The organism is Rhizobium ruizarguesonis, assembly GCF_012349115.1.
GTDB classification, from domain to species: domain Bacteria; phylum Pseudomonadota; class Alphaproteobacteria; order Rhizobiales; family Rhizobiaceae; genus Rhizobium; species Rhizobium ruizarguesonis.
The window spans coordinates 51,880-64,223 of sequence record NZ_PQIG01000100.1 but is presented as its reverse complement, the minus strand read 5'-3'; the positions used below and the strand labels follow the sequence as shown (position 1 = coordinate 64,223).

Annotated in this window: 15 protein-coding genes; 6 read left to right on the top strand and 9 right to left on the bottom strand. The window is 59.2% G+C overall.

What is annotated here, in order from left to right; all coding sequences use genetic code 11:
- The first annotated feature begins 50 nt into the window (after positions 1-50).
- Positions 51-398 (top strand): response regulator, encoded by a 348-nt coding sequence (locus C3Y91_RS26385; protein WP_024321156.1) that lies wholly within the window; start codon positions 51-53, stop codon positions 396-398.
- 92 nt (positions 399-490) lie between these two features.
- Here the strand turns inward: C3Y91_RS26385 and C3Y91_RS26380 are convergent, their stop codons facing one another.
- The 6 genes from C3Y91_RS26380 to C3Y91_RS26355 all read right to left on the bottom strand — a co-directional run bounded on the left by C3Y91_RS26380 (position 491) and on the right by C3Y91_RS26355 (position 4,969).
- Positions 491-1,030 (bottom strand): MerR family transcriptional regulator, encoded by a 540-nt coding sequence (locus C3Y91_RS26380; protein WP_018070488.1) that lies wholly within the window; start codon positions 1,028-1,030, stop codon positions 491-493.
- A gap of 151 nt (positions 1,031-1,181) precedes the next feature.
- Positions 1,182-1,520 (bottom strand): integration host factor subunit alpha, encoded by a 339-nt coding sequence (locus C3Y91_RS26375; protein ID WP_003558352.1) that lies wholly within the window; start codon positions 1,518-1,520, stop codon positions 1,182-1,184.
- A gap of 104 nt (positions 1,521-1,624) precedes the next feature.
- The gene (locus tag C3Y91_RS26370; protein ID WP_024321157.1) at positions 1,625-2,596 is read right to left on the bottom strand and encodes a beta-ketoacyl-ACP synthase III; all 972 of its coding nucleotides are present in this window, start codon (positions 2,594-2,596) and stop codon (positions 1,625-1,627) included.
- A 20-nt stretch (positions 2,597-2,616) separates the two neighbouring features.
- Positions 2,617-3,663 (bottom strand): phosphate acyltransferase PlsX, encoded by a 1,047-nt coding sequence (plsX, locus tag C3Y91_RS26365; RefSeq protein ID WP_020397442.1) that lies wholly within the window; start codon positions 3,661-3,663, stop codon positions 2,617-2,619.
- A gap of 98 nt (positions 3,664-3,761) precedes the next feature.
- Positions 3,762-4,316 (bottom strand): YceD family protein, encoded by a 555-nt coding sequence (locus tag C3Y91_RS26360; protein WP_018070492.1) that lies wholly within the window; start codon positions 4,314-4,316, stop codon positions 3,762-3,764.
- 11 nt (positions 4,317-4,327) lie between these two features.
- Positions 4,328-4,969, bottom strand: coding sequence for a ubiquinol-cytochrome C chaperone family protein (locus C3Y91_RS26355; RefSeq protein ID WP_018070493.1), 642 nt, complete (start codon positions 4,967-4,969; stop codon positions 4,328-4,330).
- Between the two features lie 136 nt (positions 4,970-5,105).
- On the opposite strand from C3Y91_RS26355, the gene C3Y91_RS26350 reads away from it, so the two are divergent.
- On the top strand, positions 5,106-5,639 hold the full coding sequence (locus C3Y91_RS26350; protein ID WP_003547220.1) for an outer membrane protein assembly factor BamE: 534 nt from the start codon (positions 5,106-5,108) through the stop codon (positions 5,637-5,639).
- A 104-nt stretch (positions 5,640-5,743) separates the two neighbouring features.
- Here C3Y91_RS26350 and C3Y91_RS26345 read toward each other — a convergent pair whose 3' ends face one another.
- From C3Y91_RS26345 to ribH, 3 genes are all read right to left on the bottom strand, one after another.
- Positions 5,744-7,882 carry a sodium-translocating pyrophosphatase gene (locus C3Y91_RS26345; protein WP_024321158.1) on the bottom strand — a complete coding sequence of 713 codons (2,139 nt, stop codon included), beginning with the start codon at positions 7,880-7,882 and terminating at the stop codon, positions 5,744-5,746.
- Positions 7,883-8,080: 198 nt separating this feature from the next.
- Positions 8,081-8,563 (bottom strand): transcription antitermination factor NusB, encoded by a 483-nt coding sequence (nusB, locus tag C3Y91_RS26340; protein ID WP_024321159.1) that lies wholly within the window; start codon positions 8,561-8,563, stop codon positions 8,081-8,083.
- Between the two features lie 3 nt (positions 8,564-8,566).
- Complete coding sequence (gene ribH, locus C3Y91_RS26335; RefSeq protein ID WP_018070495.1) at positions 8,567-9,022, bottom strand: 6,7-dimethyl-8-ribityllumazine synthase; 456 nt, start codon at positions 9,020-9,022, stop codon at positions 8,567-8,569.
- 346 nt (positions 9,023-9,368) lie between these two features.
- Here ribH and C3Y91_RS26330 point away from each other — a divergent pair, with 346 nt between their 5' ends.
- The 4 genes from C3Y91_RS26330 (at position 9,369) to C3Y91_RS26315 (ending at position 12,101) form a co-directional block, all read left to right on the top strand.
- Positions 9,369-9,728 carry a hypothetical protein gene (locus C3Y91_RS26330; protein ID WP_024321160.1) on the top strand — a complete coding sequence of 120 codons (360 nt, stop codon included), beginning with the start codon at positions 9,369-9,371 and terminating at the stop codon, positions 9,726-9,728.
- Positions 9,729-9,931: 203 nt separating this feature from the next.
- Positions 9,932-10,435 carry a cupin domain-containing protein gene (locus tag C3Y91_RS26325; protein WP_024321161.1) on the top strand — a complete coding sequence of 168 codons (504 nt, stop codon included), beginning with the start codon at positions 9,932-9,934 and terminating at the stop codon, positions 10,433-10,435.
- 27 nt (positions 10,436-10,462) lie between these two features.
- Positions 10,463-10,978, top strand: a complete 516-nt coding sequence (locus C3Y91_RS26320) for a GNAT family N-acetyltransferase (protein ID WP_018070498.1) — start codon at positions 10,463-10,465, stop codon at positions 10,976-10,978.
- Positions 10,979-11,294: 316 nt separating this feature from the next.
- Positions 11,295-12,101, top strand: a complete 807-nt coding sequence (locus C3Y91_RS26315) for a hypothetical protein (RefSeq protein ID WP_020397443.1) — start codon at positions 11,295-11,297, stop codon at positions 12,099-12,101.
- Positions 12,102-12,344 lie beyond the last annotated feature (243 nt).

Below are 12,344 nucleotides of genomic sequence, written 5' to 3'. Positions count from 1 at the left end.
AGTCCACATAAATCTCCATGCCCGGCAAGGGGAAATGGGTGGACGGGATCATGAAAGACATATTCATCGTCGAAGACGACACGCTGATTGCCATGCTGCTCGAGGACATGCTTGCCGATTTGGGTTACCGGGTCTGCGCCAGCGCGCCCGATCTGGAGCGGGCGTTGGCAACCGCCAGGGATACTGAGTTCGACGCTGCAATTCTCGACGTCTCGCTTGCCGGGCAGAGTTCGCTGCCGGTCGCAAAGCTGCTCGACGAACGCGGTAAACCCTATCTCTATGCGACGGGATATGGCACCGCACCTGATGGCAGCAGCCCAAGCACGTTGCCCGTGCTGCAAAAACCCTTCCAGCTCAGCGAACTCGAACAGGCCATGAAACAGCTTACCGAAGCCTGAACTTCCCTGCGCCGCGCGTCTTTTCAGACACGCAAAGGACGCTGTAACACTTTCAATCCTCGCATCGTGCTTTCCGAAAATCGATTCCGATTTTAGCGCACCTGATCGAGCAGGCGCTTGCATTCCAGGAGATCGTAGAGCGCCTCCTGCAGCAGCGCCCGGTCTTCCTTGCCGATGCTCGACTTCCCGATCGAGACTTCCTGCTCATCGTCTCCGGCGACGAAATTGAAGAACCGGCGGGTGATCGGCGGCTTGGCGCGGCCGACAATCTGGTCTTCATCGGCCATGCCGACGCGCGGTTCCCCGGCACCCACCTCCTGCACACCCGACGCAAGCGCCTCGACGCTGGCGAGATCGCCGTGGCCGACTGATATGACGAACTTGTTGCCGTTGGTTTTCAGAAGCTTCTGCACACCCTTGATCGTATAGCCGTGATCATACAGTAGATGCCGGATGCCCTTGAGAAGATCCACGTCCTCCGGCCGGTAGTAGCGACGGCCGCCGCCGCGCTTCATCGGCTTTATCTGGGGAAAACGCGTCTCCCAGAAGCGCAGCACATGCTGCGGCAGATCAAGATCGTCTGCGACTTCGCTGATGGTGCGAAAGGCATCGGGGCTCTTGTCCAACGTCATACTGCTACGCGACCTCGCGGCTCGATCCTACGGCGACTCATCATATTTCAACGGTTTGGCGCCGACAATTCAAGTCATGTCTTGACGTTGCGCACAAGGATGGAGAGTGCGAGGGAGAAAAAAAGCCGTTTCCGAAACGGGAAGCCGATTATCAGGGAGCCGGATTCTGCGGCTTCAGCTTGATCTTGCGAGCGACATGCGACTTGAGGATGCGTGTCTTCAACACGTTCGACGCCTTGAAGGTCATGACCCGGCGGGGGGAAATCGGAACCTCCTCGCCGGTCTTCGGGTTGCGGCCGATCCGCTCGTTCTTGTCGCGCACCTGGAAGGTGGCGAAGGAGGAAAGCTTGACGGTTTCACCACGCACGATGGCATTGCAGATCTCGTCGATGACGGTTTCCACAAGTTCGGCAGATTCTGTCCGGGAAAGCCCAACCTTTCGGAAAACGGATTCCGCCAGGTCTGCTCGCGTCACTGTTTTTCCGGTCATGGTTTCCCCGCCCATACAAATATTTTGTGAAATCGCACGAAGAGTATTTGTCTTGCGCCTTACGGTCAAGCTCTTGTTCGCCGCCAGTTTTTTAGGATTCGTGCCTACCAGCGCAGCAGAACCGCACCCCAGGTAAAGCCGCCACCCATCGCTTCGAGCATCACTAGGTCGCCCTTCTTGATGCGGCCGTCGCCGGCAGCGGTCGCAAGTGCCAGCGGGATCGAGGCGGCCGACGTATTGCCGTGAAGGTCGACTGTGATGACGACCTTCGCCGCATCGATGTTCAGCTTTTTCGCCGAACCGTCGATGATGCGACGATTGGCCTGATGCGGTACCAGCCAGTCGAGGTCATCGGCGGTGGTCCCGGTCGCATCGAAAGCTGCCTGAATGACGTCGGTGATCATGCCCACGGCGTATTTGAAGACCTCGCGGCCTTCCATGCGCAGCTTGCCGACAGTGCCCGTCGTCGACGGTCCGCCATCGACATAGAGCTTGTCCTTGTGCGAGCCGTCGGAACGCAGATGCGCTGTCAGCACGCCGCGATCGGCAACGGTGCCCTCGCCTTCGGTCGCTTCGAGTATGATCGCGCCGGCGCCGTCGCCGAAAAGCACGCAGGTGGTGCGGTCGTTCCAGTCGAGAATGCGCGAAAAAGTTTCGGCGCCGATGACGAGAACGCGCTTGGCAAGCCCGCCGCGAATATAGGCATCGGCAGTCGTCACCGCATAGACGAAACCGGTGCAGACGGCCTGGACGTCGAAGGCGAAGCCGTGGCTCATGCCGAGGCGGTTCTGGATGTTGACCGACGTTGCCGGAAAGGTGTTATCCGGCGTCGAGGTGGCACAGATGACAAGATCGATATCGGCAGGCGTCAGGCCGCCATTGGCAAGGGCTGCGCGTGCGGCGGCCTCGCCGAGTGACGCAGTCGTTTCGTCATCGCCGGCGACATAACGCTGGCGGATGCCGGTGCGCTGGACGATCCATTCGTCTGATGTGTCGACGATGGCCTCCATGTCACGATTGGTCATCACGCGCTTCGGGAGTGCGGCTCCGAACCCGCGAACCACTGAACGGATCATCTTTGATTGAACCCCATCGCTCATGCCGCTTCCGGGCCCATCGGGGGCAGCCGCTTGGCATGATATTTCTTAAGATCGTTTTCTATTTTCTGATTGAGGCCGTTCTTGGCCATGTCGTAGCCGACCTCGATGGCGGCTGCGATGCCTTCGGCATTCGCCCCGCCATGGCTCTTGATAACGATGCCGTTCAGGCCGAGAAACACGCCGCCATTGACCTTGCTCGGATCGAGCTTCTCGCGAAGCATGTCGAAGGCGCTTTTGGCGAAGAGGTAGCCGATGCGGGCCAGCAGCGTGCGCGACATGGCGGCACGCAGATATTCGCCGATCTGCTTGGCTGTGCCTTCGGCGGTCTTGAGGGCGATATTGCCGGAAAATCCTTCGGTGACGACGACGTCGACCGTGCCCTTGCCAAGGTCGTTGCCCTCGACGAAGCCGGAATATTCGAGCGAATCGATGTTCGCCTCGCGCAACAGCCGGCCGGCCTCCTTGACTTCCTCCTGGCCCTTCATCTCCTCGACGCCGACGTTGAGAAGACCGACCGTCGGACGTTCGACCTCGAAAAGCGCGCGCGCCATGGCGCCGCCCATCAGGGCGAAATCCATCAGCTGCTGAGCATCGGCGCCGATCGTCGCACCGACATCGAGCACGATGCTCTCACCCTTCAGCGTCGGCCAGATCGCGGCAATCGCCGGACGCTCGATATTGGCCATGGTGCGCAGACAGAACTTCGCCATCGCCATCAGCGCCCCGGTATTGCCTGCCGAGACAGCGACATCGGCGTCACCCGTCTTCACCGCCTCGATCGAACGCCACATGGTGGAGATATAACGGCCACGGCGCAGCGCCTGGCTCGGCTTTTCATCCATGGCGACGGCAAGCTCGCAGTCGTGAAAGAGCGATTTTTCCTTGAGTTTCGGAAATTTGGCGAGAACCGGGTCGCACTGTTCCTTGAGACCATAGAGAACGAAGGAAATATCCGGATGCCGATCCAACGCCTTGGCGGCGCCGGGAATGACAACCTGGGGACCAAAGTCGCCACCCATGAGGTCGAGAGATATTCTGATCACGCGTCCCTGATCCTTCTTTTCGCCGACGGCGAAATTTCGGCCAAAATACCGGTTTTGGCGTCGCTTACAACTGAATTGTGTCAAATGCCAGAGGGGCTTCAGTCCTTTTTCCAGTCCTTGAGGACGGCGAAAGCGGAAGGCTTTTTGTCGTCCTCGCCGCTGTCCTCGACATGGCCGGCGAATTCGATGCCCTGCTTGCGTGGGTAGGGATCGATTGCGAGAGCAGCGAATTCGGCAACCACTTCGCCGGCATCGATCGTATCGCCGACGAAGGTCTCGGGCAGATCGGGACCGTCCGGATCGAGCAGCATCTCGCCGGCGTCGTTGCCGGGCTGGCGGGCAAGCTTGGAGCCCTCCGGCACGAAGATCTGCTCGAAATTCTCGTCGATGGCGGATTCGACCGGTTCCAACGTCACGACGCAGGACTGGACGATCTTCGCCTGCACGCGGCCCTTGATGCGTACGCCGTCGCGCTTCCAGCGGGCAATCTGTAGATCGGCGCGGAGATCGTCGACGGAGACGACGTTCCAGGTCTCGGCAAGCGCCTTCAGTTCGCTGGCGTCGGCCTCGACATGGACCTCGACGGGGTTGGCCGAGATATGGCCGACCTTGACTTGATAGGAGAAGGGAACATCGTCCCGATCGTTCTTCATCGTTTCCTCCTTCAGATGACCGGCGGGAGCGTCGCCGAACCGGTTGCGATCACCTCTTCGGCAACGGCGGACAGATGCGATTCTGCGGTCATCATCCATCCGGCGAGGCCGGACATATCGGCCGGCGTCGAGGTTTCGGGGTAGATATTGCGCTGAAGGGCGAGAGCGAGCTCTTCGGCATCGCCTGTGTCCATCGCCTTCGAATAGGCTTCAAGGCGGCCGTAGAACATGCCGGCGAGCTTCTTCATGCGCTTCGGCACGCTGTTGTCGCCGATGCCGAGTTCGCGGATCGAATAGTCGATATCCTGGAAGAAAGCGTCGACGATCTCCTGGGCGATCTCCTGGCCGCTGGTGGCTGAAGCACGTGTGCGGCGAAAAAACAGAATCATGGCAATCGACAGCATCTCGAAACGACCCATGACCGTATCCGGCACATTGAGCCGCTCATAGATCTCCGGCATGCGCGCGGCCGCCGTCAGGGCCGCATATTGCCTGTCGACGATCGCCTGATTGTTGTTTTTCTTGCGGAAGAGCCCGAAGATCATTGTTTTTTCCGGAAATGCCTCATTCTTCATGCCGGCTGGCGTCTGGCCTTGTTGCATGATTTCGAAAGCTGGTTTACCGAAGCAGGCGCGAATTGCAATGCCGATCATGGCCTGTTTCGGGACGACGCCTTCGATGCGTCAGCGAAGCGAATTCGGGAAATTCGACCCGGAATGGCCACAATGGTTTTGCAGGAGGAAAGCGTGCAAGGCCCCAAATGGCTGCTATCGACACTCAAGGGAGTAGATGTCGTTGAATAAACGGTATTTCAAGTCTGACGTGAAATTCTTCAGCAGTGCGGCCATTGCCTTCATAATCGCCTCCACCACCGCTCTTTCCGGTTGCCAGACCAGCACCGTGCTCAATGGCGGCTACGTCGCCGACCAGCAGTCGCTGAACCTCGTTCCGGAAGGCTCCAGCCGCGAGCAGGTGCTGCTTTCGCTTGGCACCCCGTCGACAACGGCGACCTTCGATGGCGAAGTCTTCTATTACATCTCGCAGCGGCGCACGCGTGCCGTCGCCTTCCAGAAACTGAAGGTCGTCGATCAGAGCGTTCTGGCGATCTATTTCGACAAGGACGGCGTCGTCAGCCGCCGCGCCAACTATGCGCTACAGGACGGCAAGGTGTTCGACACCATCGGGCGCGTCACGCCGACCGGCGGCAAGGAACTCACCTTCCTGCAGCAGATGCTTTCCGGCGGCAGCGCCGCGAGTGCTGCCCGCAGCCTGTTCGGCGGTGGCGCCGGCGGCACCCCGCAGAACCCAAGCAGCCTGCGCTGATCGGACACACGCCTGATACGAAAAACCCGCCGGATCGCTCCGGCGGGTTTTTTAATGGCCTCTGCTTCTGCGTGAACTGTACCACGCCAAGCCGGCGGTCTTGTTTATCCGGCGAGAACGGCGAGCAACAGCAGCGCGACGATGTTGGTGATCTTGATCGCCGGGTTGACGGCCGGGCCGGCGGTATCCTTGTAGGGATCGCCGACGGTATCGCCGGTGACGGAAGCCTTGTGCGCATCCGAACCCTTCATGTGGCGCACGCCGTCCTTGTCGACGAAACCGTCCTCGAAGCTCTTCTTGGCGTTGTCCCAAGCACCGCCGCCCGATGTCATCGAGATGGCGACGAAGAGGCCGTTGATGATGACGCCGAGCAGCGATGCGCCGAGGGCGGCAAAGGCGGAGGCCTTGGAGCCGGAGATGAGCAGCACGCCGAAATAGACGACTATGGGCGCCAGCACCGGCAGCAGCGACGGCACGATCATTTCGCGGATGGCGGCCTTGGTCAAAAGGTCGACCGCCCTGCCGTAATCCGGCTTTTCCGTGCCCTGCATGATGCCGGGCTTTTCCTTGAACTGACGACGCACTTCCTCGACGATCGCGCCGGCCGCCCGGCCGACGGCGGTCATGGCGATGCCGCCGAAGAGGTAAGGAATGAGACCTCCGAAAATCAATCCCGCCACCACGTAAGGGTTGGAAAGATCGAAGGAAATTTCGCCGATACCGGCAAAATAAGGGAACTTGTCGCCATTCGCCGCAAAATATTTGAGGTCGTAGGAGTAGGCGGCGAAGAGAACCAGGGCGCCGAGACCGGCGGAGCCGATGGCATAACCCTTGGTGACGGCTTTAGTCGTATTGCCGACGGCATCGAGCGCATCGGTGGATTTGCGCACCTCCGGCGGCAGATGCGCCATTTCGGCGATACCGCCGGCATTGTCCGTCACCGGTCCGAACGCGTCGAGCGCGACGATCATTCCGGCGATGCCGAGCATCGCCGTGACCGCAATGCCGGTGCCGAACAGACCGCCGAGCTGGTAGGTGGCGAGAATGCCGCCAACGATGACGATCGCCGGCAGTGCCGTCGATTCCAGTGAGACGGCCAGACCCTGGATGACATTGGTGCCATGGCCGGTGACCGAGGCCTGGGCGATCGAGACGACCGGGCGCTTGCCCGTGCCGGTATAATATTCAGTGATCACCACGATCAGCGCGGTGACGACGAGGCCGATGATGCCGCAGAAGAAGAGGTGCGCGCCTGATATGTCGGCGCCTCCGACGGAGCCGATCGATCCCCAGCCGATGGTGAGCGAGGTGGCAGCACCAAGGCCGACGATCGACAGTAGGCCGGTGACGATGAGGCCCTTGTAGAGAGCGCCCATGATCGAGCCGTTCGAACCGAGCTTGACGAAGAAGGTGCCGATGATCGAGGTGATGATGCAGGCACCGCAGATCGCCAGCGGATAGACCATCGCAGACTGGAGGATCGGCGCGCCGGCAAAGAAGATCGCGGCAAGAACCATGGTGGCGACGACCGAAACCGCATAAGTCTCGAAAAGGTCGGCAGCCATGCCGGCGCAGTCGCCGACATTGTCGCCGACATTATCGGCGATCGTTGCCGGGTTGCGCGGATCGTCTTCGGGAATGCCGGCTTCCACCTTGCCGACGAGATCGCCACCGACATCGGCGCCCTTGGTGAAGATGCCGCCGCCGAGACGGGCGAAGATCGAGATCAGTGACGCGCCGAAGCCGAGCGCCACCAGCGCATCGATGACTTCGCGCGAGCCGCTCTCATGGCCGAGCCCAACGGTCAATATCGTATAGTAAATGGAGACGCCGAGCAGCGCCAGGCCAGCCACCAGCATGCCGGTGATCGCACCCGACTTGAAGGCGATGTCGAGGCCGGCTGAAAGGCTCACGGAAGCCGCCTGGGCGGTGCGCACATTGGCGCGGACGGAGACGTGCATGCCGATGAAACCGGCAGCGCCGGAAAGCACGGCGCCGATCAGGAAGCCGATCGCGGCCTCGGCGGAAAGAAGCAGCCAGGCTAAGATGAAAACAACAACGCCGACAATGGCAATGGTTCTGTACTGGCGCGTCAGATAGGCTTGAGCGCCTTCGCGGATATAGCCCGCGATCTCCTGCATGCGGCTATTGCCCTGATCGGCGGCAAGCACCGACCGGGTTGCCCAGGCGGCATAAACCACCGAGAGCAGACCGCATGCGATTACGCATAAAAGAATCGTCATTTCGCTCTTTCCTCCCAAAGGCCGGAGCTCACTCCTTCTCCGGCAGATATGCCGCCGAATCGCCTTCCTCTCCACAGAAATGCCACAGCTAGGCGGTGCGGAGATTGCGTGGTCGATCACGTGGCGTCAAGACCGCAACGGGCGAAAACCATTGCGGTGCGAAGAAAGACGCAGGGGGATTGTTTGGCGGCTAAAGACTTATTTCTTCGCCTCGCCGCGGACCTGCTTTGCGATGCGGTCGAGCACGGCGTTGACGAGCTTCGGCTCATCGTCATCGAAGAAGGCCTGGGCGATCTCGACATATTCGGTGACGATGACCGCCACCGGAACGTCCTTGCGGTCGGTGAGTTCGAAAACGCCGGCGCGCAGGATGGCGCGCACTGTGCTGTCGAGGCGCGACAAGGCCCAATCATCCTGCAGGGCTGCAGCAATCAACGGATCGAGACGGACCTGATCGCGCACGACGCCGGAGACGATGGAACGGAACCAGGCGGCATCGGCTTTCAGATAAGTCGCGCCATCGATTTCCTGACCAAGACGGTGCGCCTCGTACTCGGCCACGATTTCCAGAACGCCCGTGCCGCCGACATCCATCTGATACAGTGCCTGAACTGCAGCAAGACGGGCAGCGCCCCGCTGGTTCGCAGTCTTGACCGGCCGTTCCGTCTTGTCGTCGTTCATTCGTTATGCACCCAGTTTCTGCTTCAGCTCGATCATGGTCAGAGCTGCACGAGCGGCAAATCCGCCCTTGTCCTTTTCCGAGCGGCGCACGCGCGCCCAAGCCTGTTCGTCGTTTTCGACGGTCAGGATGCCATTGCCGATGGCAAGTGACTCGCTGACCGCGAGATCCATCAAGGCGCGCGAGGATTCATTCGACACGATATCGAAGTGATAGGTCTCGCCGCGAATGACCATGCCGAGGGCGACATATCCGTCATAATGCGTTCCGCCATTGTCGTCTCCATCAAGCGACATGGCAATCGCCGCCGGAATTTCCAGTGCGCCGGGAACGGTTACGACCTCGAAGGTGGCGCCGGCCTCCGTCAATGCGGAGGTCGCGCCTTCGAGCAGGGCGTCGGCCATGTCGTCGTAGAAGCGGGCCTCAACGATCAAAATATGGGGAGCGGTCTCTCTCGACATGGTTCACCTTCGGTTGGCGGGACATTTACCCGCTCGGCAGCCCGCGGTCAAAACATGCCTTCGTCCGAATGGCAAGCAATTTCGCCCGATGCCGCAATGGGAAAGAGGAAATATCTGCAAGGGGATAACCGCGCCCTGTATGCACAGCTGGGCAAGCCTCTGAAATCAGCTTTCGCGGACACCTGGAAAGCGGCAATTCGAAGGCAGTTTTCATGAACAATTCTTAATGGATTTTCAGTGGCTTAACCCATTGAATCGCGAATGGGAGAACGCCAATTCCATGTCGTGACGCAGACGATCCCCTGCAACGACAGCCGACCGTCTAAGCAGATGAAAGGATACAATCATGCACCGCGTTCTCACCATCACTATCGCTGCAGCCCTCTCCTCCCTCGCCTTTGCCGGCGTCAGCCGGGCCGAAAGCCTTGGGATGAATACCGCCCAGGGCATCGAGCAGACGCTCCGGACCTTCCAGGGCAATGACTTCAATGTCCAGGAGGTTTACAACTGGCGCAACTTCGACGACGAGACGAGCGGCCCACACTCCGCACCGCAACGCTCCGGCGAGGCTATCCGCGGCATCCAGGCGTCGATCGATGCCAACAGGTCGCTTGCCCACCGGCTCAACAATGAGGGTGTCAATATTCGCAACGTCGTCAATGCCGAGCAGGCGGCCGATGGAAGCCTGACCTTCTACGTTCGTTGACGGCTCCAGCGCATACCCCGAAAATCGGATCGATTTTTGGGCGATGCGTGGGATTGGAAGCGATCGAGCGTCTCAGCGTATTGAACGCGCGGCGCTCAAAGCATGGGCGGCGGGCTCCTCTCCGCCCATGCCGGGGATTTCCGAGATAAGCATTGAATTTTCCGGCGTGATGATAGTTTCTCCTCCTGCAACAGGAGGCTATCATGACGACGGAAGCAAAAGCGGTGATCAATACCGCCGATCTCAAGCTCGACCACTGGAAACAGGGCGAATTCTACGAAAGCGCCGACACCTCGTTCGGCAAGCTTCTGGGCCTTGCCGGCCTCGGCATCAGCTACAACGAGGTACCATCGGGCAAATCGAGCTGTCCCTTCCACAATCACCATGTCGAAGACGAGCTTTTCTACGTGATCGCGGGTACCGGCGAATACCGATTCGGCGACGCGCGCCATGCGATCAAGGCGGGCGACACGCTCGGCGCGCCGGCCGGCGGGCCTGAAACGGCGCACCAGATCATCAATACCGGCACGGCCACACTCGTCTATCTCGGCATTTCGACGATGGCGAAGACCGAGATCGTCGAATATCCCGATTCCGGAAAGTTCCTTGCCAAGACGAACAGGGACAATGCAGAAACCAAGCGCTTCCGCCACATTGGACGGCCGGAAGGCGATCTCGACTATTGGGACGGCGAGCCCGGCGCCTGAGGATGTGTTTTTTCACAAGGACCCGACGTGACCGACATTCCGACCCTCGAAACGGCGCGTCTGACGCTTCGCCCTCACCGCCTCGACGATTTCGACGCTCATGCGGCACTATGGGCGGACGAGGATGTCGTGCGTTTCATCACCGGCGTGCCGTCGACGCGCGAGCAGAGCTGGAGTCGCATGCTGCGCCTTGCCGGCATGTGGCATCATATGGGCTTCGGCTTTCTCGCGATCGTCGAAAAGGAGAGCGGCCGGTTCATCGGCGAAGCGGGCTTCCTGGAAGCCCGGCGCGAGATGGAACCGTCGATCGAAGGGACGATGGAGGTCGGCTGGGCGCTGATGCCTTCGGCGCACGGCCGCGGTTATGCCACCGAGGCGCTGACCGTCCTGATCGGCTGGGCGGAAACGCATTTTCCCGAAAAACGAATGAGTTGCATCATCAGTCCCGAGAACCAGGCCTCGCTGCGGGTCGCAGCCAAGCTCGGCTTCGGCGAGACGGCGCGCACTCAGTACAACGGCGAGATCATTCAGTTTTCGCGTTAGGGAATTCCACCAAGCGGGAAACATAGCGCGCGCCATTGCGGGCTTGCTGACATTTGCCGATATCGCCAGCAGCAACAGCAAGTTTAAGCAAAAGGATATCGACGACCTCAGCTTGCGGCACCCGACTTCATCCCCGGATGGGTCCGGGCTTCGCACCTGCTACGCGCAAGGAACGCGCTTTAGAGTCGCTGACAAGAGGCAGAAACGCTCGGAATACTGACGTCCGCCACCTTGACACAACTAAGCATTGACGGGCGAGCCGTGTGGTAATTGCAGCCGGCAGAAACTCCCCATCGATAAGAGGCTGATCACAAATATGACCATTTTCATTGTTTGCCACAAGGATTTGCCGAGCTACCCTCCTCCCGAGGGCGCGAAAATCATATGGCTCAATTCTAAACCTCCTTTGGAAAACAAGGGAATGGATGTCATTGCCGGCTATGATTTTTTCAGCGAGCCGGAGGAGCTTCACGCTAAATTGTCAGGATCGCTGGGAACGATCGTAATCGCGAAAGTCGTTTCCGAAGAATCAACAAAGCCTCGTAACATTACCATCTGGCAGTATCGTAAATTTTTAACACGACTAAAAATCGGAACACCTAATCCCGAATATCCCGGGATGAATACAACGACTTCAGAAGAAGTAGAAGTCACAAAGCCGGAGAATCCGGCGATTTTTACAGAAAACTTCTTCCTGCCTCGGCCGTTAAATCTCCATAATATATCTCAACACTATGCACGCTTCCACAATATTGTTGACTTCCTGAGATATACAGCGTTTTCAATCGAAGCAAACACTTTAACCCAAGCCGAAGCTTTGCATTTTTTTAATTCCAGCACTTTCGTTCCTGGAGGCATTGAACTCGGCACGTATCCGACGGACTGGTGGCTGGAGACTTTTGTGCGCCTTGTGGCGCCGTCTTTTGAATTTGCGAAACGATATCAACCGTTTCAAGCCGAAGACCCCGTGCAGAAACGTGCGATCTCATTCTGCCAGGAGCGTCTGGGAAGCTATCTTCTCATCAAACGAATAGCCGAACTCTATGGCAATAGCTTACCTGGGTCCTTGTTCGGAGAAATAGCTACCGTATCGAATGATGGGGTCTATAAAAGCGGCGTATGAACCGAGGCGGCCCAATTCCAAACGTAACATCGCAACTCTTTGCGGATACTGGCAGCAGAAGCGGCTGAGCCAATGAAGCTGGCTAGAGAAGACTGACCACGGATGGTCGAGCTCCCACACCCCCTCCAGGCTGACCAGCGAAAGTTCTGCGAACAGTGTGGCGCAAGCTTCACCTCAAATAGTAGACACCAAACAGGCTCGAATTGCCGTTCTGCGGATTTCCCATGCAGACGGCAGCCCTTC